Source organism: Coprothermobacter platensis DSM 11748 (genome assembly GCF_000378005.1).
Classification (GTDB): Bacteria; Coprothermobacterota; Coprothermobacteria; order Coprothermobacterales; family Coprothermobacteraceae; genus Coprothermobacter; species Coprothermobacter platensis.
Window position 1 is genome coordinate 711,743 of the sequence record NZ_KB899040.1, and the last position, 20,566, is coordinate 732,308.

Sequence of the window (20,566 nt, forward strand, 5' to 3'; positions counted from 1 at the left end):
CCCTCCTAAATCAAAGATAGTAAGAGCAGAACGATAGAAGCCAAGCCTGGACCAAGCAAGTAGAATTTGGCACCTTGCTCCACTCGGAATCGTCCGCTGACAGCACGAGGAACAGTGTAAATCACCAGCACCATAAGTAAAGTTCCGAGAAGCGTCATAATAATATTCAGCCATATATTGCTTGTCACAGGGCTCAAGAAAATTGTCCAAAGAAAATATGCATATAGAAGCAATTTCATATGCTTTATCCCGAACAGCACTCCCAATCTCGGTCCATGCATTTCAGCACCATAACCATCCACTATTTCAGTCTCCGCCTCTGGTATATCGAAAGGAACCGCACCCACAATAGCTGGTCCAAGTATCAATAACACGAGGAAACTACCGAGAAAAATGGGGTCGAGTAGCAGCAAGGCCATCTTTTGTTTCAGCACTAAAAAACCTGCTATGGAAAAAATGGTGCTAACAGGCAAACCTGTTAAAAGGATGGCTCTATACCCCATAGCGACAATAACTAGAATGAAGGGAATTTCATAACTCAGAAGCATAGAAACCTCCCTTGAAGCACCAACCATGGTATAGGGCGATTTACCACCGAAACCTATAAGCACATAAACAATGGCAAGCAGGGCAAACACATAAGCCAATATAATCAGGTCGCCACTGGTAGATAACAACTGTGTATAGCCACCAACAGTAGGCATGGGCAGAATACTTAAGCCTACTACAACTGCTATGATGCCTACTATTAATGCAACATCTGATACTATGGAGCTGCTTCTTGTAGCTGTCTTCCCACGTTTTCTAAATAACTTCAAAAAATCTGTAATGTCCTGCCAAAAAGGTGGCCCGTATCGCCCCTGTAAATGGGCAACAATCTTTCTATCTATACCGCCTATAAGCAGCGACCAAATAAACAGAGCTATAAGCCAGAGTACCCATACACCTATAATCATTACATCCACCCCCTGCCAACAATGAACGCAACAATAAAGAATAGAACGATGTACGTAGCATAATCGTTTATAACTCCCGTATAGCTGGAGCGCACTACATCAGCAAAGAAATCAAAGAAGCCTGTGAGATATGAATACCCAATTTCTATAGCATGTACGGAAGCCTTAGATATCCAAAATCCATAAGGGTAGAACAGATCTTCGAAACCCATGGTCGCTTTTTCTGGTTTGAAAATGGCACTTCCCGTGTATACTTCTCCTTCACGACGAGATTTCCCAAACAAGGGAAGAAGGCATATAACTGATATGATGAGCGTCATAAAGACAATCCAGAAAAATGCGCCAGTCCATGACGTTCCAACTGGTATGAAACTTACTCCTATAACTGCAAGAGCGCCTATGAGAAGAGATGCATTCTCCGCACCATTTTTAGCGGTAGTAGTGGTTCCAAACCAAAGCATGAGCCAACGGGCACTATAAGCTATACTCAGTATCGTTCCAACCATGAGGACTGCCGTCAATAAAGGAGAAAACGCGTAAATGGAGCTCATATACACGCTCCATTTTGCTAAGAACCCTCCCGTCAACGGCATAGCAGCGGATGCCAACGAAGCAATGACTGTTGCAAATGTAAGTATGCGTCCTTTATTGCTTCGCTGATGCGCACTTGCTAAGAATAGAATCGCTTCAAAAAGCGCATAGGCAATTGCGAATAGAAATGGAGCATAAGTGACCAGCATGTTGCTTGTTCCACTTTGCAAACCTTTTGATGCGAGAAACATAGCAATGATAAGAAAACCCATATTGGACAAGGAAGAATAAGCGAGTACTTCTCGCAAATTCTCTTTGCCAAGAGCGATTAAACCTCCATACAAGATTTGAAACCCAGCTAAAACAAGCACAGGCATGAGCAATGAAGTTTCCACACCGAATTTATAAGAAACGATTATGGCTCCCAGTGACAAGATTCCACTAAAAACAGCACCTACTACGGGAGAGCCCTCAGAATAGACCTTAATCATCCATCCATGAAAGCCAAATAAACCGAGTTTTATGAGAACGCCAATCGTTAACGCAAGCAACCACCAATCTTGTCCCAAATACTGGCCAGCTACGGCAAACATGAAAGCTATACCAGAACACATAGCCCAACCATAATATGAAGAAGCAATGTCCTTTTTACCCTCACCTACAACCATCATTAGGCCGCTCCAACTCAGTATCTCCCAGGCGATCAGTGTATTGAGCAATGTTTGCGAGGCAACAAGCCAAAGCACACTTACAAAAGCCAAGGCTACAGCCTCCATTTGAAAAACTTTATTCCTGCCCCAAACATTATCAGAAAGACAAATCATGCAAAGAACAACAGCGCTCACAGCAATTAAACCAAGAAAAATCGTAGATGTTGTACTACCGTATGAAAGTCCGAGCATTGTAGCAACATTTCGAGGGAATACAGCCACACCGATGGCTACAAGAAGCCCGGCATAACCAAGCGCATGCACACTAATGTTGGATAGCAAGAACAAAGCGAGAATACAAAGCCACATCCACCCATTGTTAACTAACCATGCAGAGATGTTGAAACCGAAATATTGCAGATCTACGCCTTGATCTGCCGTGAATTTTACTAGACCTTGTACAAAATTTGAAATAAAAGGTGTGGCAAAAGACACCGTAATCAAGCCCACACCAAGCAATAGGTAACCGACCATTCTCCAGCTTAATTGTTCCCACCGTGGAGCATGCCCACTTGTTGTTGCCAAATAAGAACCATAATAACAAGCTTCAATAATACTTCCTATAGCTAGGACGGCAGCGGCCCAATAAGAGTTTGCTTCGATTAAGCCAATAAGGATGAAAAGCTTTGAAAAGAATGTTATGAATGGAGGCATACTGGACAGGCCAAGGATAGAACCCAAATTAGCGTAGCTGGTGACAAAGCCGCTAAGCGTTCCACCTGCCTTATCTAAGTCTCTGTCAGGAACTTGCTGGGAAATATCGCCGCTTAACAGGAATGCCAGAGCCTTACTGATGCCATGCCCGAAAAGGTGCAATATGCCACCCACGAACCCAACGATATTGCCGGAAAATATGCCTAAAACCATGTAGCCCACTTGAGCAGTAGAAGAAAAGGCGAGCATACGCTTTGCATCTTTTTGCCTATAAGCAGATATTTCTCCTACGAGCACGGTTAGAGCTGCAATTACTAACATAAACGAAATAAAACTCGGAATTTGTACCAAAAAGGAGTGAAAAACAATAAATGTGAAACGGACCATAGCAAGAACGCCTATTTTAATGACTGCACCTGACAATAAAGCAGAAATAGAAGCCGGTGCCGCTGGGTGGGCATCAGGAAGCCAGGCGTTAAGCGGCCAAATTGCTCCTTCCACGCCAAATCCAACAAACAAAGAAGCGATCGATAAAAGAAGAGTACCTGTAGGCATGGTTCCGATTTTCTGAGAAATGTCCCACATGTTGAGCGATCGTGTACCCTGATAGAGCAATATCAACGCGAACAAAACAAATGATGTTGCTAACGATCCTAGAATGAGATATTTTATGCTTGCTTCGGAAGTTTCTGGCGTTCGATACGCATTAACAAGTGCATATGCGCTGATACTTGCTATTTCTAAAAACACATACATGTTGAACAAATCGTTCGTCAGTGAAACGCCAGTAGCACCTGTAGCCATAAGTATTGTGAGAACTACAAAACGCAGCTCGTCATGGACGTGGAGATATGAAAAGTTATATATTAAACTCGCCAAAGTTATGAACCACAACAGAAGAGTAAGACCTATACCAAAGTTGTCTATCCAAAGAGCAATACCAAGCGGTGGTTTGAAACCAGACATAAATACGAATATGGGCTTTTGCATTGCTTTCGGCATTACAACAAAGAAACCAAAACCAAGTTCAAACAAGGAAAGAAGGATGGCTGTTATGGAAGGTACCCACTTCTTTTGTTTGAACAAAATGTTTATAAACGGCATGAGAAATGCCGTGAGCAAAGGTATACCTATCAAGAGCGCTGCAGGTTGATAAGCTTGCCAAGTCATCCCTTAAGCCTCCTTATTTTATTCATGTCAAAGGTCCCATAATACTTGTGGATCCACAGAGCGATACTCAGTGCCATAGCAGTAACTGCCACGTCAATAACGATAGAAGTGAGTGTAAGCGCTTGTGGTACTGGATCAGCTACTGCCAGCGTCGGTTTTATGTCAAGAAAGATAGGTGCTGTAGCATCGATGCCCCAGTAAGCTAAAGATACAATCATAAGATTAAGCCCAGAAGTCGCTACAGAAAGACTAATAATGATTTTTATGAGATTTTTCTTAGCTAAGACGCCGTAAAGGCCTGCTAAGAATACCCCAGCCATGAGTAGAAAAGCGATCATCAAAAATCACCCTCTTTTGTTTCAGCCATCGAAGTGATTACTTCCACTATGCCGCCAAAAACTTTCACGCCTACAAAGAAATTCATTACAGCCACAACACCCGCACTTAAGATTTTTCCAGTGGTACCAACACCAAGGAAATCGCCCATAAAGAAACCTGTTTTCCAAAGACCTAAAACAGCTAAACCAGCAAAGCCTATTCCACCCAAAGCTTCTATAAGTGTGTATTGTTCAACGTTGAAGCGTTTTATAGTAGCATCAGCTCCGAAAACCAAGAAAAATAACGCTGCTATGCTCGCGACGATAACCCCACCTTGGAAACCTCCTCCCGGACTGAGGTGCCCATGCAAAACAACATAAGCACCAAATGTCATAGCAATGGGAGAAATAAAACGAACGATGGTCTTAGGCACCATAGTCATTTCTGGTCACCTTCTTTTAGAGACTTTATCATGTAAACAAGCCCGCTAATTGCAACAAAAAGAATAGTTGCTTCTCCTAACGTATCATAGCCCCTGTAACCAAACACTATGGAAGTTACTACGTTAGCAGCGTTTACACCGCACTCTCCTCCCGCGAAGTTGCAAGACGGTTTTTGGCCAGTTTGCTGCAAGATTTCAGATTCCGTTATGCTCTTGCCGATATTTCCCATAGACAAAAGTGGATCTTTTGTTTTATTAGGAGATGTTTCCTTATAATCCGCCAAGGGCGTCGTGAACAGTTCATCGTGGCCCTTCACCGCTGAAAATATACCAAAAAACAAAAAACCGACGATAACCAGTGAAAGAAACTGCCGAAAGCTCATTCTTTCACCTCCTTTGTCCGCTGTAAGATGACAAAGAATATTATGGGCACTACAACCACACCCACCGCAGCTTCCGCAATTGCTACGTCAGGCGCATTTAACAAGAGAAATTCCAGTGCAACGAACGAACCCATCACAGCTTGCCCGATAACAGCCCTTACGAGGTCTTTTTCCAAAACAGTATACCAAGCCGTTATCAGCGCACCTATCAAGTTAATTACATGAAGCCACAATATGCTACCGCTCATCAGAACCGGCCTCCTTTTTCCCTTTTAAGTGATCAGTAACAGATTTACTCCACATAGGCACACCGGCATAATAGCAAGCTTGAGCGAGTACATGCGAAGCAGTGGGGTTCGTAATAAGCATAAAGAGCGCTAACAATAGAGGTTTTACTCCAAAAGATGCAATCAAACCCAGGTTTATCTCTCTTATAAACAAACCACACATTATACTTATACAGCCTAATGTAACATTTTTTGTCGATGTCTGCAATTTACAGTAAGGATCCGGCATTCTAAAGATTCCTACAACGCCTGCAAAATTAAAGAAAATACCTATCCCGTATAAAACATAAGCAACATAATCCATCAGAGCTCACCTCTAATATAACGAGAATAGGCAACAACCATAATAAAGTCTAATAATGCTATGACAAGAGCAATATCCAGGTAAATACCTCGATGCATTTCTAATCCCCAGAGTGCTAATATGATGGCCGTTATGGGGGATATGGTGGATATGGCAACTATGCGATCCATATCTTCGGGCCCCACGATAACCCGATACAACAACGCCACTGCGAAACATAGGAGAATAAACATAACAATAATCTCAGGGCTCATGAGAACAACCTCCTCGCAAAAGGTTCAGCGAAGCCATAAATTGCCTCCGCTCCCTCTTTTGGATCTTCCGTTTCCACATGTATCCAGTGAATGTACATTTTCTTGTTCTTTTCGTCTATTTCCATAGTAATAGTGCCCGGCGTTAACGTTATTGAATTGGCAATTAAGGTATAGGCCTCATCGGAAGGAAAATCCGCATCGATCTCTACAATTCCTGGATAAATAGGAAGCTTAGGATTAAGGGTCCTTAAAGCAAGGTCTACGTTCGCTTTTACAATTTCGCGTAATAGTACCAAAAAGTAAACAAATAGTGTAGGCCAGTTCAAGGGATTCAAAACATTTAATAGTTTAGTATCTAACCAGAGGTCATAGGTAAAAAGTGTAACTACAAAGGTCAAAATGATCCCAAAGATAATTTCTTGGATGTCCACAGACCATGTGAACAACATCCAGAAAATCATACTCAGGATCCATACACCAAAAAACGTCTCAGTTTTTTTCATAACCTATCACCACCCATATCTATCGATCCATACAGCTCATACACGGATCTATGTGCCCAACGATGATAGGAGCATCCGCTAAATTCGCTCCTCTTAGCATATGTTCTGAAGCTGGCAGATTGATCAAAGTAGGCGTGCGAATTTTCAAGCGAGCAGGTCTGTCTGTACCGTCGGTTATTAGATGATACATGAGTTCCCCTCTTGGCGCTTCTACTCTACCAATGGTGTCATTGGGCTGAATTTTCAACACGGTTTTTGGATTTTTGATAGGCCCTTGAGGTATTTTATCCAGTACTTGTCTAATGATCTTTATGGATTCAAGTGCTTCCAATACCCTAACAAATGTCCGAGACCAGACATCCCCATCGTCCAGAACTATTAACTCAAAGTTCAAAGATGAATAAACCGAGTAAGTAGCTGTTTTACGCAAGTCTTCTCTTATGCCACAACCCCTTGCTGTAGGCCCTACAACACCAAGTAGGTGTGCTTCCTTCTGGGTGACAACACCAACATTCTTTGTTCTAGCCAATGTGCTTGCGTCTTTTGTCCATGTATCTTTAAGTTTCAAAGTCAGATCTTCCAACGTATTCATGGCAGCCCGTATTTGATCAGCAATGTTTTCATCGATATCCCGCCTGACTCCGCCTATAGTGTTCATGGCGTAGTTAACACGGTTACCTGATAGCAGCTCAAGCATGTCCATGACCGCTTCCCTGCCAGACCATGTAAACATGAATAATGTATCAAACCCCATTTTGTGAGCCATTGCTCCTAAGTACATTAAGTGGCTGTGTATACGCTCCAACTCAGCCGTAAGAACCCTGATATATTCAGCACGTTCGGGAATTTCCAGCCCCGCTGCTTTCTCCACAGCTAAGCAGTATGCCCAACTATGGTGGAAGGAACAAATACCGCAGGTTCTTTCGACTAATCCCAGATCTTTTATGAAGGTCCTTTTCGTAGCGCTTTTCTCAACAGCCCTGTGGATGAAACCTATTTTTATTTCAGCGTCAGCAACCATTTCGCCTTCGAGCTCAAGTTCTATGTATTCGCCTTCTTCAAAAGCAGGATGGTATGGTCCCAAAGGAAATTTATATCCCATTACGATAGCCTCCTATGTCTCCAAATAAATGCCGCGTTTAGCATCATCAGGAATGATTAAACGTTTAGGTCTTGGATGATTGGAAAATGTGATATCGAAAAGGTCCATAATTTCACGTTCTGCCCAATCAGCAGCCGGCAACAACGGAGTTATAGATGGAACAGTTTTGTCTTCAGGAACTTTCAATCTCAATGAAACAACCCAATCTCCTAAGGTGAAGTGGTACTGCATATAGAGATTCTCGTCTTGCGGATATGCAGTAATTGTAATAAAGCGCATATCATCTCTAAAATCTAAAACGAACTGCATAAGAGATGGTATATCTATGTCTACTATTTCTCTTTCTCCTTCACCTTTTATGCCATAATGTTCAAGTTTTGTCTGACTAATTCCCGGCAACAAAATATCGCCCCCTTTTACCGCATATAGTTATTGTGTAGTTGATAAAATAACCTTAACTATTTTAGCACGTTATTAAATTTTAAACAGCAAAAGCAACAACATCATCATCACTATTTTAACCTGCTATAATTGAATCCGAATGAGAAAACGCTACAAAATTAATGGCATTGTACAAGGTGTTGGTTTTAGGCCATTTGTTGCAAGACTCGCCCAGAATTTGAATTTGACAGGATTCGTTCTCAACACTGGACAAGGGGTAACTATCGAAGTTCAAGGTCCAGAACAGTGCATAAATTCATTCGAGGAAAAATTGAATGATGAAAAACCGCACGGATCATTTTATATTGAATTTGACGTTTCTGATATAAACGAAATCGATGGAGAAAACAAGTTCGTAATACTAAAATCGCAAAACACAGAAGACTTATTTACATTCATTCCCCCTGATCTAGCAACTTGCAGTGATTGTGTAAATGATATTTTTGACAATACCAATAGACGATATCTCTATCCGTTAACAAACTGCACTAATTGTGGCCCTCGCTATACAGTGATAGAAAAACTTCCTTATGATAGACCAAACACGTCTATGAAGGCGTTCCCCATGTGTCATGAATGCGAGACCGAATATACTGACCCCAAGGACAGAAGGTTCCATGCGCAGCCCGTTGCTTGTCCCAAGTGCGGTCCTAAAACATATTTAGTGTCTAAAGATGGGAACATTATCGATGACGAGCAGCTAATGAAAACAGCTGATCTTCTTTTGAATGGTCACATTGTTTCCATAAAAGGATTAGGTGGCTTTTTATTGGCGTGTGATGCTACTAATAAGAGCTCTGTGGAGAAATTGCGCCAATTAAAGGGACGTCCGAAAGAACCTTTCGCGCTTATGGCTGCATTAGATACCATAAAAGTGCATTGTTTCGTAAATGATGAACAAGAAACGTTATTGCGTTCAAGTGCAGCCCCCATTGTTCTACTAAAGAAAAAAGCCGAAAGCACATTGCCTGATAATGTCGCGCCTTTACAAAACTACTTAGGCTTCATGCTTCCTTATACGCCTATACACCACATGCTTCTACACTTGCTTCCACCATCTTTTATCTTGGTAATGACTTCCGCTAATGTGCACGGCGAAGTTATTTATTATGAGAATTCCGATATAGAAAAGTTGCTGCAAATGTCAGAATATGTGCTGACGCATGATCGGGCCATCGTGACACACGTAGACGACTCCGTAGTTCAAACACTCACTGACGGCCCGCACATAATAAGAAGAAGCAGAGGTTATGTACCATTACCTGTTAAGTTAAGCAGTAATGTTGGTCCTAACATACTTGCAACGGGTGGCGATCAAAAAGCTACGCCTGCGTTAGCCAAAAACGGTTATGCTGTACTTGGACAATATGTTGGAGACCTTGATAACCCGCGGACAATGAATGTCTACGAAAACATAATAGAACACTTAAAAAACCTCTTTCAAATCAAACCTCAGGTCGTAGCAACGGACAAGCATCCCACCTATTATTCGCACAAATATGCTTATGATACCGGACTCCCTGTGATAGAAGTGCAACACCATGTTGCCCATGCCCTATCCGCAATGGAGGAGAATCGTCTTTCTTCAGCGGTAGCAGTTGTCTATGATGGTACCGGCTACGGAGATGATGGTAAACTATGGGGGTCTGAAATCTTATTTATAGACGTTGCAAATTATGAACGTCTTTATCATTTTGACTATATGCCTTTGGTCGGTGGAGAAAAAGCCATAAAAGAACCTTGGCGCTTGGCAGCAGCTTTTCTAACGCCTTTGGAAGCCGAAAAGCGTTTCGGAAATAATGGAAAGCGTGTAAATGAGCTGGCACGCACATGGCGTGCTCCATTAGCCTGCGGTATGGGACGCATTTTTGACACTGTTTCAGCCTTGTTGAATATATGCACATATGCCACATATGAAGGGCAGCCTGCACAGGAGCTTCAAATGATTGCTGAGTTGAGTGATGAGACAGGTGATTTTTCTGACAATGTCAGCATACAAAACAACGTGATTAACACAAAAGACTTAGTAGACAATGTCATATCGCTTATTCATTCTGGCTATGATAAATCGGACATAGCAAAGATATTTCATAATACAGTAGTGAGTTTGACAGTTAATATATTGGAAAGAATAGGCAGAGAAAACATCGTTCTTACTGGAGGTTCATTCCAAAATGCTCTGCTTTATGGGAATATATACTTTAAACTAAAAGAAAAAGGATTCCATGTTTTTCGGAACAGAAATGTACCTATGAACGATAACGGTATCGCCTTAGGGCAAATAGCATACGTTTTAAGGAGGTTTGATAATAATGTGTCTTGGAATACCTATGCAGATAAAAGAAATTAATGGTAACAAGGCTCTTGCCACGTTTATGAATGTGGAAAGAGAAATCAGGATTGACGTGGTGCCAGGGGTAAAAGTTGGCGACTACGTCATGATTCATGCTGGTATGGCCATAGAAATAATGGAAGAGGAAGAAGCTAAAGAAACACTCGAAGTTTGGAAAGAGTTAAATGACGAACAGGAAATTTTCCTCAGATAACCCCGCGGTACTGATGGAAGTATGTGGAACGCATACCCATGAGTTGTTCAGAACTGGCATACGTTTCTCACTTCCCGATTGGGTGAGATTAATTAGCGGTCCCGGATGTCCCGTTTGTGTTACCGACGACAGAGATTTAGCCAAAATTATAACTATGGCAAGAACATACAGTGTAACAGTATTGACCTTTGGGGATATGCTTAGAGTACCTACTCCATACGGTTCTTTGGCTACGCTTAGAAGCGAAGGAAAGAACGTACAAATCGTTTATTCACCCGTCGATGCACTATCTTATGCACGTGAGCATCAGGAAGAACAATGTGTCTTTTTTGCCGTCGGTTTTGAAACCACCATGCCTGCAGTGGCAGTTGCTATCCAAGACACCGTAAATAGTCGAGATGTGCAGAACCTGTACTTTCTTATAAACCATAAAAAAGTAATTCCAGCGTTAGATATCCTTTTGAGCTCTAAGCGTGTGAATGTCGATGGTCTAATTCTACCTGGGCATGTATCTGCAATTATCGGGAAGGATGTCTACGAACCATTACTATATAAACATCATATTCCTGGTGTAGTTACTGGCTTTTCGAAAGATCAGTTAGCTTTTGGACTGAACCTTCTCATGCACCTCGTTCTGCATGGTCAGGTCAGTGTGTTGAACGCGTATCCAGAAGTAGTAAGAGATGGTGGGAACAAAGAGGCACAAAACCTGATTGATATGTATTTTGAACCGACAGATGCATATTGGAGAGGTTTAGGTTTTATTCCACAGAGCGCAATGAAGCTTAAAGAAAAGTTTTCGTCTGTGGACGCTGAAAAAGCTTTTCCTGTGGACGACGTTGAGAGCCAACCAATACCCGGATGTAAGTGTGCTGATGTTGTTATTGGTGCAACAGAACCGATAAACTGTCCTTTGTTCGGAAAGGTCTGTACACCACGTAATCCTATAGGGCCTTGTATGGTTTCCTCAGAAGGCACGTGTTCAGCATGGTTCAGATATGGAGGCGAAGCAGTTCATGGATAACATGGATAAGATTCCTCTAAGTGTAGGCAGCGGTGGTGAAGAAATGGCCGAGTTTTTAAAGACCGTAGTTTTCCCAAATTTAAAAGAGAAAATCGATGGGGACGCCGCTGTTATTGATGGTATAGCATTCACCATTGATAGTTTTGTTGCAGACCCTCCTTTTTTCCCGGGTGGATCTATTGGATCTTTGGCGGTTAGTGGGTCTATAAACGACTTGGTCGCTGTTGGAGCAGAACCCATGGCTCTTGCTTTAAGCTTTATAATAGAAGAAGGATTAGACACAGATGTAATAAGAAGAATCACTAGGGACATTCACCATCTATCCGAAATGAGTGGAGTACATGTGGTTACAGGCGACACAAAGGTTGTTCAGAAAGGTGCTGCTGATAAAGTCTTTATTACTAGTGCAGGTATAGGTAGAAAATGTATGGATTTTGGAGAACCCGTTGTGGGTGATAAAGTCATTGTTACAGGTGACATAGCACGTCATGGTGTAGCCATGCTTTTAGCTTCAAATCAGTATCAATTAACAGCGGATATAGAAAGCGATTGTGAACCACTATATTGGTTGCCGCCTGCAATCAGTTCCTTTGGTTCCCATGTAAAATGGATGAGAGATCCAACCCGAGGCGGTGTAGGGACTATTCTTCATGAGTTTTCTAACGCTTTTTCATTGGGAGTTAGATTATTTGACCAAGATATTCCTATAAAGCCAGAAGTTAGGGGCGTTTGCGAACTGTTAGGTTTAGAACCACTCCATTTGGCATCCGAAGGGCGTATGGTTATCATAGTGGACAATTCCAATGCGGATGCATTGATAAATGAACTCTTAAGTCATGCCCCTGGCAGTAGAATCATAGGTGAAGTAACTTCTGACCATAAAAGCGTGACTCGCGTCGTAGACAATTACGAAACATTCGTTCCACCTTTAACAGGGGAAATACTCCCCAGGATATGCTGATAGGGTTATGCATGAGTATTCTGTAGCAAAGTACGCTGTTGAAGAAATCTTGGAACTGTTGGGTAATAAAAGCCCGGAATTGGTTACCGCAGTAGGGCTGAAAATTGGCAAGATGTCAGGAATCGTACCCGACTCGCTCCTATATTACCTTGGCATACTTGCACCAGAGTCAGGGTTAAAAAACGTTACTTTCCATACTTCGCTTCAGCCTGTACTTTTCAAATGCAATAACTGTGAAACGCTATTTGAACCATCAAGGGAACTGTTTTGGTGCCCCCGTTGTGGGAGCAGTGACGTAACATTTGTCAGTGGAAATGAACTTGAAATTGATTATATAGAAATGGAAAAGGAGGTCAAAAAACATGAGGTTTAGGCAGCGACTTTTTGAACACTTGGAAGGGCATGGTGCGCCTCAAGATACTGTGCGCTTAGATGTAGGTAAAGATATTCTTGATGCAAATAATAGAGTTGCTCACGATGTCCATCATCTGTTTACTGACAGAGGTATTCTTCTCGTCAATGTTATGGGTTCGCCAGGCAGTGGAAAAACAACCTTAATCAAGACGCTATGTACTTCTTTGAAAACAGCTGTGTTGGAGGGCGACATCGCCTCCTCTGTAGATTCAGTGGAGTTTGCCAAAATGGGTGTACCTGTGGTACAAATAAATACCGATGTCTATGGGTCTGCATGCCACTTGGAGGCTCCATGGATTGCTGATAAACTGCAAATACTTGCCGAATACAAACCCGAGTATGTTTTTATAGAGAATGTAGGTAATTTGGTCTGCCCTTCGGATTTTGATTTGGGTGAGCATGAGCGCTTGGTCGTTTATTCTATTCCCGAAGGGCCTGACAAACCTATAAAGTATCCTCCTATGTTTATGAAAGCTTCTGCCATTGTACTCACAAAAACCGATCTATCAGATGCAATGCAGCTCGACCCACAAGATTTTCAGCTAAGTGTTCAGAAAATTAACCCTCATGTCCCGATGTTTCTTTTTAGTTCAAGGCAAAAAGAGAGCATAAATGCACTATTAGACTACTTAAAGGACAAAAGACAATCACTTTTGAATACTTTATAGAGCTGATTGATTTTCTCCATTATTAATGGAGAATCTTTCGCCAATTCTTGCTCATCAGCGTGTATCTGCTCTACCAAAGCTTGTGGAGTATCAAATCTTGCTTCTTCTCTTATAAAATGGTGAAAGCCATAAAGGACTTGCTGTCCTTCTCCCACGACAATATGTTCATCTGGAACATATATTTCCAGTAATACATCTTTCCTGTCAAATGTGGGCGCCTTTCCAAACGATGCTAAAGCAGGACCATGCCAATTTTCCGTTATTAGTAACCCGTCATAAACTCCATAAGGAGGCCGAGTTTTATGTTGATTCCAATGCAAGTTTATTGTGGGAATTCCTAATTTGTGGCCAATTTTGTTTCCTCCCACTCTCTGCCCTTTCAAAAAATAAGGATACCCAAGCAGCTCCATTGCTTTTTCGACGTTTCCTTGATGAATGTATGACTTTATTAATTTTGTAGATATTGTCTCACCATTCAGCGTAGACAGCGGTTCCACGATCAATCCTTTGCCATTTGCTACACACCACTCGTGCAAAAGAGCAATATCCCCTTTTGCATCTTTGCCAAAGTGGAAATTTTCCCCTACAACGATTGTACCGACTGACGATAGATAGTTGTCCAAAAAGATAAACGGCTCTAAATCTTTTATTTTGTCAAAAGGTATTTTGGCTATCATCTGAATTCCCATGGAAGATATAGCGCAGATACGTTCGTCCTCAAGCAAAATACGGCTCGACGTATAGCCTAACGCCTCTTTGGGAAGTGGATCAAAGGTGACCACTGCACTCTTATCAAATTCACTTAAGTGATTAAGGAGCTTTCTATGACCGACATGCAATGACTCAAAACCTCCAATAGCAACAGCGTCTACTCCGTCTATTTCCTTGTCAACAGTCATTACCACCATGTTTGCATCGCCATCTTTCCCTTTTCAATGTTCGCTACACCTAAAAAGCGTTCTTCCAAGAATACTTTCGTAAGTCCCGCATTTGCATCGTTAGAATATGGTATTTCACCCACGTTTTTCAATCTTTGCTCCTGCAATCCATCTATCTGTGTGGCAGGCATAAAATAAAGAGCGTCAGCTATCGCAACGACATCATTGGGTGTAATTTGTTCTAAAGAGACAGCATTTGCCAACCCAACACAACCTACATTGGTTCTAACCAGCTCAGAAACAATACACGGCACATTCAAGCAGTCGCCAATCTTCTTTGCCAAACCCCTGATGTATGTACCTTTGCTAACTTCAAAGAATACTAATGCTTTTTCTAATCCCTGTGAAGATTCTTCCACCCCAAAGACAATAGTCCTGCTAACTTCCGCTTCACCTGTTAAATCTAGAACGGGTTTGCCATCATAGAACAAATCATATAAACGATGTCCGTTTACTTTCTTTGATGAAAGCGGTGGTACAGGATATTCTATGGTACCTTTGAGATTTCCCAAACAGGAGAAAAAATCATCAGCAGAAGACCTTTCGTCCGTAGAGAACTGGACTTTGCCAGTTCTGTCCCAAGAATCAGTCTGAACACCAAAAGAAAGTAAAGCCAAATAAGACTTTGTAAGCGAATGGAAATAATCTGCAAACTTGCATGCCTTCCCAAGGCATAGTGGCATTACTCCACAAGCATAAGGATCCAAAGCACCAACATAACCAACTTTTTTAGCACCCAAATAGGTTTTAGCTTTCTCCACATATGCCATGGGTTTCAAACCCCGCGGTTTGATACCCCAAATAATACCGTCTAAACTAAACACGTTTTGTCTACCTGCCGAGCGAAAATGCGCTCCAAAAAACTGCTGTAGTCCGATAAATCGTCACTTTTCAAGACCCATTGGGCTAAAGAATGGATTGCATTTAAGTCTATTTTTTGCCGAACTATTTTAGCAGCTTCTTCTGCGCGTGCGCCCTTTTCCAATAAACTCCGTATCGTTTTCAAACCGTTGATATCAATGCCATTGCTGAGTAGATCAGTACGCCTGTACATTTCAGCTAATTCCATATCAATATCTCTGACTTTTTCGTCAGCTATATAATTCGTTGTTGCTGCATCTTGATCTATCAAAGATTCCACCCGTGGCAGGCATCCCACCAAAGGTTCACTTATCTTAGCAGCAGCAGCCATTCTATGTCCCCCTCCACCGAAAGCCAAAGCGTATTTTATTGCCTCAAAAGGCTCTCTGGAACGAAAAGAGAGGTTAACAAACTTGCCATCTTCGGCCTCACGCATTGTTGCAAACAGAAAACCTTTTCCTATCCATTGCATTATGGATAGAGCTATGCTGAAATCGGAATCTGTGTACCCATTTTCTATGCGGTCCTCTCTGTTTATCGTCAGTATGAAAATACCTGGTTTATACTCTATTACTTTAGACAAAAGCATGGCAACGCGTTTAGCCTGAACGATACCGCAAATCTTTGTTGCTTCCTTATATGCTTCGTCCCATTGTGCGCCCGTATCTACCAAGGTTATTACGTCATCCAAGCAACGAACATCAACATTACTATAAGCAAGCACTCCTGTATCAGCTAACGTTCCAGCCAAAAAACAAGTAGCAGATCTCTTATCCAGCTGGTCTGTAAACAGCTCAGTAAGTAAGGACGCAGTAGCACAACTTGCTGGGTCGATGATGGCATTTCCGTTGAAATTCTTACTTGGCGAATGATGGTCAACTATTATAGTTGGCAACACATCATTAAAGCCAAAAGTTCTTTCTGGTTCATGAACATCAACAACCACTTGTAAATCCACCGAGTCTGCATTGTTATAAGGACGCAGTTTTCGAGAGAAAGAAACCCATGATTCTACAGTTATATTAGTAGGGAGTCCCATTTGATGAAATACCCATCCTAATCCAGAGCATGACCCCAAAGCATCTACGTCTGGCCGTTCATGGGTAACGATACTTATTCCCTGCCTACTATTTTTTATCCTCTCCATCAGATTGGTTACTGTCAACGTCTTTTTTACCCTCCAGATCTTCTAGAAGTCTCACCATGCGAACGCCTCTTTCGATCGAATCATCGACTTCGAATTTAATCTCAGGAGCAAACCGCATTCTTAATGTCCTCGATATTTCACCACTTATATAACCTTTTGCCTTTTCTAGTGAAGAGAGGATCTGTTCTGCATCTTGACCAGGCATTGTAGAGAAAAATACTTTTAAGTATTTTTGATCCTGTGAGATTTCAACGTCGGTAATCGTAATAAGACGCAGACGTTCATCGTTCATGTCCTCAAGGAGTTTTTTTGAAAGTTCTTCCTTAATGGCTTCTTGAAGACGCTCTTTGCGTAGGGGTTTCATTTATATCACTCCTCACTGCAAATCAGTAAATGTTTATATCTTTATCAATGATTTCTAATTCGTAATTGTTCTCAACAAAGTCAATTACCCATTCAATAGATTCGCGCACTTTTTGCATTTGGTTACCCACGGTGGCAAAACCAAGTTCTGCCACCGATGTATTATCTAAACTACCTATTTCCGCAGTTGACATGTTTCGACGTGCCTTAACAGTATCCAAGATCGACCTCACAACTTGGCGTTTATCTTTCAATGTTCGCGAACCTGCTATTAAAAGCGTTAGCTTTAGTGTTCCCACGAACATAGTTAGGCCGTTTCCTCCTGAATAGTGTAAACTTCGAAGATATCGCCTTCCTTGATGTCATGAAAATTGTCCAACCCGATTCCACACTCAAATCCTTGAGCTACTTCCCTCACATCATCTTTGAAACGCTTCAAGCTGGCTATGCCACTTTCAGCTACGATGATACCATTTCTAAGAACACGTACCTTTCCGTTTCTTGTTATCTTTCCATCAGTAACGTAACAACCAGCCACTGTTCCTACTCGTGGAACTCGGAATGTTCGTCGAACTTCAGCGTGTCCAAGAATGACCTCGACTTCCTTCGGCTTTATAAGACCTTTAAGCATGTTTGATACATCATCGACAAGATCATATATGATACGATAGGTCAATACTTGAATACCCTTTTCATCAATGAGCTTGTTTGTCTTACCTACGGGCCTCACATTGAAACCGACGATTATTGCCTTGGACGCTTCAGCAAGTATTACATCACCTTCAGATATAGCTCCCACACCAGCGTGTATGATGTTTAAGTCCACTTCACCTTTTTCTAATCTTAGCAAAGCGTTCTGAACGGCCTCCAAAGAACCTGCTGTATCCGCTTTCAATATTATGTTTAAAACAGGCCGTGCCTCTTCAGATCTACTTAGTATTTCTTCCAATGAGAACTGCTTCCGGCTCTTTTGTTGTTTATCACGCTCTTCGTCAGCATTGCCATGTGAAAGTTTCTCGGCTTCTTCTTGTGTATTTACCTGTATGACCGGTGTACCCGCTTCTGGCACATCTTCAAGTCCCATAATCTCAGCTGGCATAGAAGGACCAACTGATGAAATACTCTTCCCTTTATCATCGAACATAGCTCTGATTTTCCCATGTGTGGTTCCCACAACTACAAAATCACCAACGTGGAGCGTTCCTTCCCTAACAACCACAGTAGCCAGAGGCCCTCTTCCTTTATCTAAGCGAGACTCTATAACATATGCCTTCAATGGAGCTTTGGGATCTCCTCTTAAATCCAGTAAGTCTGCTATGAGCAGTATTGCCTCTAGTAAATCTTCAATGCCCTCTCCTTTGATCGCAGAAACGGGGACATATATGGTATCTCCGCCCCAACTTTCTGGAATAAGACCCATAGATGCTAATTGATTCATAACCCTGTCTGGGTTAGCACCAGGTCTATCCATTTTGTTCAAAGCAACAATGATCGAGACCCCGGCCGCTTTAGCATGGTTCAATGCTTCAACTGTTTGCGGCATTACGCCTTCATCAGCAGCAACGACCAGTACGACAATGTCTGTTACCATGGCACCTCTGGCCCTCATCTCTGTGAAGGCTTCGTGCCCAGGCGTATCTATGAAAACGATCTTTTGCCCTTTGTATTCCGCGACTGAAGCACCAATGGACTGAGTTATGCCGCCTACTTCCTTTTCAGCAACATGCGTACGTCGGATAGCATCGAGTAAAGTCGTTTTTCCATGGTCAACATGACCCATCACGGTTACTATTGGCGGTCTTTTTGGTGCTAGTTTTTTAGGCTTTTCTTCTGTTTTACTTACTCCACTACTCACATTTTCTTTTTTGCTCTCACTTTCACCTGTAGAAGAACTCATTTGCTCGCTTTTAGGTTCATTTTTTAAAAGTTCCCTAAGTAAATCGGCTGTTTCTTCATCTACGGTAGATTGATAAGATACTATATCTATACCGAGCTTCTTTAGCTCTTCTACCAGTTGCTTGGAGGGAACTCCAATTTCTTTCGCCAGTTGATAAACCCTAATTTTCATCAGCATCACCTTCCCTCACGTCAATTGTCCATCCCGTTAATTGCTCAGCCAGCTCGACGTTTTCTCCATCTTCGCCGACCACTACCTTTATGTTATCGGAGGAAGTATGCACAAGCGCTATTTTGCTCTTGGGATCAGTGATCTCTACCTTATCTACCTTGCCAGGCGAAAGAACGTTTTCTATGAGCTTCACAGGATCTGTATCCCATCTTACTACGTCAATTTTCTCATTAGCAAGACTTTTGGAAATAGCTTGTATGCGTTGCCCTTTGTAACCTATACAAGCTCCTTGAGGATCCAAACGCGGATCTATACTCATCACTGCTACTTTTGAGCGTCTACCGGGTTTCCTAGCCACGCCCATAATTCGTACAACTCCATCGGCAACTTCAGGAACTTCTAATGTAAAAAGCGCCCTTAGTAGTTCTGGTGAAGAGCGGGACAAGGATACTCCTTGGCCATACTGGGGTATGTTTTTTGCGCCCAGAACCAGACATCTTATCGTTTCTCCAGGAATGTACCTGTCTGTTGGCAACTGGTCAGCCGGCTCCAGCACGCATTCGACACCATCTACGTCCAATAACACTAATCGCGTTTTCGGGTCCTTTCTTATAACTTTTGCTGTTACTACTTCTCCTGCAAATTGAGCAATCCTCTTTATAGCTTTTTCTTTGCTTTTTTCGTTCATTCTATTCTTTAATGTATTCTCAGCAGTTTGCACAGAGACTCTGCTTAAACTACTGAGGGGGAATTCTACCCAATCCTCTAATGCTTCATCCTCACATATACCGTTGTCGCAGTATTGCCTCATAACAAGAACTTTTAAGTTCGAACCATTTCCTTCTATTCTTATTGCATTTGAAGCCTCTTCTTTAGGTATATCAAGTTCTTTCCTTACAGCAGATAAAAGTGCATCTTTAAGCGCATCTAACACTTCCTCGGCAGACAAATCCAAATCATTGGATAGCTGCCTAACATATTCACTAAGCGCTTTTTCTATGGCTTCGTTTTTGTTTTTTTCCATGCTTTTCCCCTCCTTCTTCGAAGACCAATTTTGCTTTACGGATACGGTTGAAGGGAATACGGTAATAAGTTCCATCTACGTCTACAATGACATCCTCATTATCTTTCCCAACCAAGGTTGCTCTTAACGTCTGTACATTTTCGTCCCTGGTAAAAGTTATATCAACTTTTCGACCTTTAAATATTTCATATTCCTCTTCCCGTTTTAATACTCTATCTAAGCCAGGGCTCGTAACCTCTAACTGGTCATTATCTCCAAACCAAGGCTTACTCTCCAGTAGCGGTAAAAGAGCTTTTGTAATGTTCTCACAATCGCCTATGGTCACCGAAGGTTCCTTATGTATGACTACTGATAATATGTGCGATCCCTTTTCAGTACGCTCTTCGAAGTCGACAAAATAAAAACCTCTGGCAGTAATTATCTTGGACATTTCTTGCATTAAATCTGTTTTTTCCTTTGGTGGCAACATATTCACTCACTCCTCAAGTAACTTATAA

Annotated in this window: 25 protein-coding genes; 6 read left to right on the top strand and 19 right to left on the bottom strand. The window is 42.0% G+C overall.

The window, feature by feature from the left end; genetic code table 11:
- Window positions 1-5 precede the first annotated feature (5 nt).
- From D890_RS0103925 to D890_RS0103975, 11 genes are read right to left on the bottom strand one after another with little or no spacing between them, the layout of a single operon-like run.
- Complete coding sequence (locus D890_RS0103925; RefSeq protein ID WP_018963218.1) at window positions 6-956, bottom strand: respiratory chain complex I subunit 1 family protein; 951 nt, start codon at window positions 954-956, stop codon at window positions 6-8.
- A complete protein-coding gene (locus D890_RS0103930; protein WP_018963219.1) occupies window positions 956-4,021 on the bottom strand; it encodes a proton-conducting transporter transmembrane domain-containing protein in 3,066 nt (1,021 codons plus the stop codon). Before D890_RS0103930 ends, D890_RS0103925 begins: the two co-directional genes overlap by 1 nt.
- Window positions 4,018-4,359, bottom strand: a complete 342-nt coding sequence (locus tag D890_RS0103935) for a sodium:proton antiporter (RefSeq protein ID WP_018963220.1) — start codon at window positions 4,357-4,359, stop codon at window positions 4,018-4,020. Before D890_RS0103935 ends, D890_RS0103930 begins: the two co-directional genes overlap by 4 nt.
- Entirely contained in the window at window positions 4,359-4,781 is a 423-nt protein-coding gene (locus tag D890_RS0103940) for an MnhB domain-containing protein (RefSeq protein WP_018963221.1), read from the bottom strand. Before D890_RS0103940 ends, D890_RS0103935 begins: the two co-directional genes overlap by 1 nt.
- Complete coding sequence (locus D890_RS0103945; protein ID WP_018963222.1) at window positions 4,778-5,164, bottom strand: hypothetical protein; 387 nt, start codon at window positions 5,162-5,164, stop codon at window positions 4,778-4,780. Before D890_RS0103945 ends, D890_RS0103940 begins: the two co-directional genes overlap by 4 nt.
- The gene (locus D890_RS0103950; RefSeq protein ID WP_018963223.1) at window positions 5,161-5,412 is read right to left on the bottom strand and encodes a Na(+)/H(+) antiporter subunit B; all 252 of its coding nucleotides are present in this window, start codon (window positions 5,410-5,412) and stop codon (window positions 5,161-5,163) included. The genes D890_RS0103945 and D890_RS0103950 overlap by 4 nt, the downstream gene beginning before the upstream one ends.
- The gene (gene mnhG / locus D890_RS0103955; RefSeq protein ID WP_018963224.1) at window positions 5,402-5,755 is read right to left on the bottom strand and encodes a monovalent cation/H(+) antiporter subunit G; all 354 of its coding nucleotides are present in this window, start codon (window positions 5,753-5,755) and stop codon (window positions 5,402-5,404) included. The genes D890_RS0103950 and mnhG overlap by 11 nt, the downstream gene beginning before the upstream one ends.
- On the bottom strand, window positions 5,755-6,009 hold the full coding sequence (locus D890_RS0103960) for an MrpF/PhaF family protein (RefSeq protein ID WP_018963225.1): 255 nt from the start codon (window positions 6,007-6,009) through the stop codon (window positions 5,755-5,757). The genes mnhG and D890_RS0103960 overlap by 1 nt, the downstream gene beginning before the upstream one ends.
- Window positions 6,006-6,512: a Na+/H+ antiporter subunit E gene (locus D890_RS0103965; RefSeq protein ID WP_018963226.1), complete on the bottom strand. Its 507-nt coding sequence runs from the start codon at window positions 6,510-6,512 to the stop codon at window positions 6,006-6,008. The genes D890_RS0103960 and D890_RS0103965 overlap by 4 nt, the downstream gene beginning before the upstream one ends.
- 19 nt (window positions 6,513-6,531) lie before the next feature.
- Entirely contained in the window at window positions 6,532-7,614 is a 1,083-nt protein-coding gene (locus D890_RS0103970) for a hydrogenase large subunit (protein WP_018963227.1), read from the bottom strand.
- Window positions 7,615-7,626: 12 nt separating this feature from the next.
- A complete protein-coding gene (locus D890_RS0103975) occupies window positions 7,627-8,016 on the bottom strand; it encodes an NADH-quinone oxidoreductase subunit C (protein ID WP_018963228.1) in 390 nt (129 codons plus the stop codon).
- A 139-nt stretch (window positions 8,017-8,155) separates the two neighbouring features.
- Between D890_RS0103975 and hypF the strand changes: the two genes are divergently transcribed.
- From hypF to hypB, 6 genes are read left to right on the top strand one after another with little or no spacing between them, the layout of a single operon-like run.
- Window positions 8,156-10,405, top strand: coding sequence for a carbamoyltransferase HypF (gene hypF, locus D890_RS0103980; protein ID WP_018963229.1), 2,250 nt, complete (start codon window positions 8,156-8,158; stop codon window positions 10,403-10,405).
- Window positions 10,368-10,601, top strand: coding sequence for a HypC/HybG/HupF family hydrogenase formation chaperone (locus D890_RS0103985; protein WP_026291309.1), 234 nt, complete (start codon window positions 10,368-10,370; stop codon window positions 10,599-10,601). The genes hypF and D890_RS0103985 overlap by 38 nt, the downstream gene beginning before the upstream one ends.
- A complete protein-coding gene (gene hypD / locus D890_RS0103990) occupies window positions 10,573-11,625 on the top strand; it encodes a hydrogenase formation protein HypD (RefSeq protein WP_026291310.1) in 1,053 nt (350 codons plus the stop codon). The genes D890_RS0103985 and hypD overlap by 29 nt, the downstream gene beginning before the upstream one ends.
- Complete coding sequence (gene hypE, locus D890_RS0103995; RefSeq protein ID WP_018963232.1) at window positions 11,618-12,586, top strand: hydrogenase expression/formation protein HypE; 969 nt, start codon at window positions 11,618-11,620, stop codon at window positions 12,584-12,586. The genes hypD and hypE overlap by 8 nt, the downstream gene beginning before the upstream one ends.
- A gap of 7 nt (window positions 12,587-12,593) precedes the next feature.
- A complete protein-coding gene (locus D890_RS0104000; protein ID WP_018963233.1) occupies window positions 12,594-12,959 on the top strand; it encodes a hydrogenase maturation nickel metallochaperone HypA/HybF in 366 nt (121 codons plus the stop codon).
- Entirely contained in the window at window positions 12,949-13,668 is a 720-nt protein-coding gene (gene hypB / locus D890_RS0104005; protein WP_018963234.1) for a hydrogenase nickel incorporation protein HypB, read from the top strand. Before D890_RS0104000 ends, hypB begins: the two co-directional genes overlap by 11 nt.
- Here the strand turns inward: hypB and D890_RS0104010 are convergent.
- From D890_RS0104010 to D890_RS0104045, 8 genes are read right to left on the bottom strand one after another with little or no spacing between them, the layout of a single operon-like run.
- Window positions 13,626-14,576, bottom strand: a complete 951-nt coding sequence (locus D890_RS0104010) for a riboflavin kinase (protein WP_018963235.1) — start codon at window positions 14,574-14,576, stop codon at window positions 13,626-13,628. The two genes, hypB and D890_RS0104010, sit on opposite strands and share 43 nt — an antisense overlap.
- The gene (locus D890_RS0104015; RefSeq protein WP_018963236.1) at window positions 14,567-15,430 is read right to left on the bottom strand and encodes a pseudouridine synthase family protein; all 864 of its coding nucleotides are present in this window, start codon (window positions 15,428-15,430) and stop codon (window positions 14,567-14,569) included. The genes D890_RS0104010 and D890_RS0104015 overlap by 10 nt, the downstream gene beginning before the upstream one ends.
- Window positions 15,418-16,632 (bottom strand): DHH family phosphoesterase, encoded by a 1,215-nt coding sequence (locus D890_RS0104020; RefSeq protein WP_245533138.1) that lies wholly within the window; start codon window positions 16,630-16,632, stop codon window positions 15,418-15,420. Before D890_RS0104020 ends, D890_RS0104015 begins: the two co-directional genes overlap by 13 nt.
- Window positions 16,595-16,978, bottom strand: coding sequence for a 30S ribosome-binding factor RbfA (gene rbfA / locus D890_RS0104025; RefSeq protein WP_018963238.1), 384 nt, complete (start codon window positions 16,976-16,978; stop codon window positions 16,595-16,597). Before rbfA ends, D890_RS0104020 begins: the two co-directional genes overlap by 38 nt.
- Before the next feature lie 22 nt (window positions 16,979-17,000).
- Window positions 17,001-17,282, bottom strand: a complete 282-nt coding sequence (locus tag D890_RS0104030; RefSeq protein ID WP_018963239.1) for a DUF503 domain-containing protein — start codon at window positions 17,280-17,282, stop codon at window positions 17,001-17,003.
- Between the two features lie 2 nt (window positions 17,283-17,284).
- The gene (gene infB, locus D890_RS0104035; RefSeq protein ID WP_018963240.1) at window positions 17,285-19,045 is read right to left on the bottom strand and encodes a translation initiation factor IF-2; all 1,761 of its coding nucleotides are present in this window, start codon (window positions 19,043-19,045) and stop codon (window positions 17,285-17,287) included.
- Window positions 19,035-20,069 carry a NusA N-terminal domain-containing protein gene (locus tag D890_RS0104040; RefSeq protein WP_018963241.1) on the bottom strand — a complete coding sequence of 345 codons (1,035 nt, stop codon included), beginning with the start codon at window positions 20,067-20,069 and terminating at the stop codon, window positions 19,035-19,037. Before D890_RS0104040 ends, infB begins: the two co-directional genes overlap by 11 nt.
- The gene (locus D890_RS0104045) at window positions 20,029-20,538 is read right to left on the bottom strand and encodes a ribosome maturation factor RimP (RefSeq protein WP_018963242.1); all 510 of its coding nucleotides are present in this window, start codon (window positions 20,536-20,538) and stop codon (window positions 20,029-20,031) included. The genes D890_RS0104040 and D890_RS0104045 overlap by 41 nt, the downstream gene beginning before the upstream one ends.
- Between the last annotated feature and the right edge of the window lie 28 nt (window positions 20,539-20,566).

Bases quoted from the DNA above. Each gene is read 5' to 3' on its own strand.
- D890_RS0103925 (WP_018963218.1), bottom strand. From the start codon at position 956: ATGATTATAGGTGTATGGGTACTCTGGCTTATAGCTCTGTTTATTTGG.
- D890_RS0103930 (WP_018963219.1), bottom strand. From the start codon at position 4,021: ATGACTTGGCAAGCTTATCAACCTGCAGCGCTCTTGATAGGTATACCT.
- D890_RS0103935 (WP_018963220.1), bottom strand. From the start codon at position 4,359: ATGATCGCTTTTCTACTCATGGCTGGGGTATTCTTAGCAGGCCTTTAC.
- D890_RS0103940 (WP_018963221.1), bottom strand. From the start codon at position 4,781: ATGACTATGGTGCCTAAGACCATCGTTCGTTTTATTTCTCCCATTGCT.
- D890_RS0103945 (WP_018963222.1), bottom strand. From the start codon at position 5,164: ATGAGCTTTCGGCAGTTTCTTTCACTGGTTATCGTCGGTTTTTTGTTT.
- D890_RS0103950 (WP_018963223.1), bottom strand. From the start codon at position 5,412: ATGAGCGGTAGCATATTGTGGCTTCATGTAATTAACTTGATAGGTGCG.
- mnhG (WP_018963224.1), bottom strand. From the start codon at position 5,755: ATGGATTATGTTGCTTATGTTTTATACGGGATAGGTATTTTCTTTAAT.
- D890_RS0103960 (WP_018963225.1), bottom strand. From the start codon at position 6,009: ATGAGCCCTGAGATTATTGTTATGTTTATTCTCCTATGTTTCGCAGTG.
- D890_RS0103965 (WP_018963226.1), bottom strand. From the start codon at position 6,512: ATGAAAAAAACTGAGACGTTTTTTGGTGTATGGATCCTGAGTATGATT.
- D890_RS0103970 (WP_018963227.1), bottom strand. From the start codon at position 7,614: ATGGGATATAAATTTCCTTTGGGACCATACCATCCTGCTTTTGAAGAA.
- hypF (WP_018963229.1), top strand. From the start codon at position 8,156: ATGAGAAAACGCTACAAAATTAATGGCATTGTACAAGGTGTTGGTTTT.
- D890_RS0103985 (WP_026291309.1), top strand. From the start codon at position 10,368: ATGTGTCTTGGAATACCTATGCAGATAAAAGAAATTAATGGTAACAAG.
- hypD (WP_026291310.1), top strand. From the start codon at position 10,573: ATGACGAACAGGAAATTTTCCTCAGATAACCCCGCGGTACTGATGGAA.
- hypE (WP_018963232.1), top strand. From the start codon at position 11,618: ATGGATAACATGGATAAGATTCCTCTAAGTGTAGGCAGCGGTGGTGAA.
- D890_RS0104000 (WP_018963233.1), top strand. From the start codon at position 12,594: ATGCATGAGTATTCTGTAGCAAAGTACGCTGTTGAAGAAATCTTGGAA.
- hypB (WP_018963234.1), top strand. From the start codon at position 12,949: ATGAGGTTTAGGCAGCGACTTTTTGAACACTTGGAAGGGCATGGTGCG.
- D890_RS0104010 (WP_018963235.1), bottom strand. From the start codon at position 14,576: ATGGTGGTAATGACTGTTGACAAGGAAATAGACGGAGTAGACGCTGTT.
- rbfA (WP_018963238.1), bottom strand. From the start codon at position 16,978: ATGAAACCCCTACGCAAAGAGCGTCTTCAAGAAGCCATTAAGGAAGAA.
- D890_RS0104030 (WP_018963239.1), bottom strand. From the start codon at position 17,282: ATGTTCGTGGGAACACTAAAGCTAACGCTTTTAATAGCAGGTTCGCGA.
- infB (WP_018963240.1), bottom strand. From the start codon at position 19,045: ATGAAAATTAGGGTTTATCAACTGGCGAAAGAAATTGGAGTTCCCTCC.
- D890_RS0104040 (WP_018963241.1), bottom strand. From the start codon at position 20,069: ATGGAAAAAAACAAAAACGAAGCCATAGAAAAAGCGCTTAGTGAATAT.
- D890_RS0104045 (WP_018963242.1), bottom strand. From the start codon at position 20,538: ATGTTGCCACCAAAGGAAAAAACAGATTTAATGCAAGAAATGTCCAAG.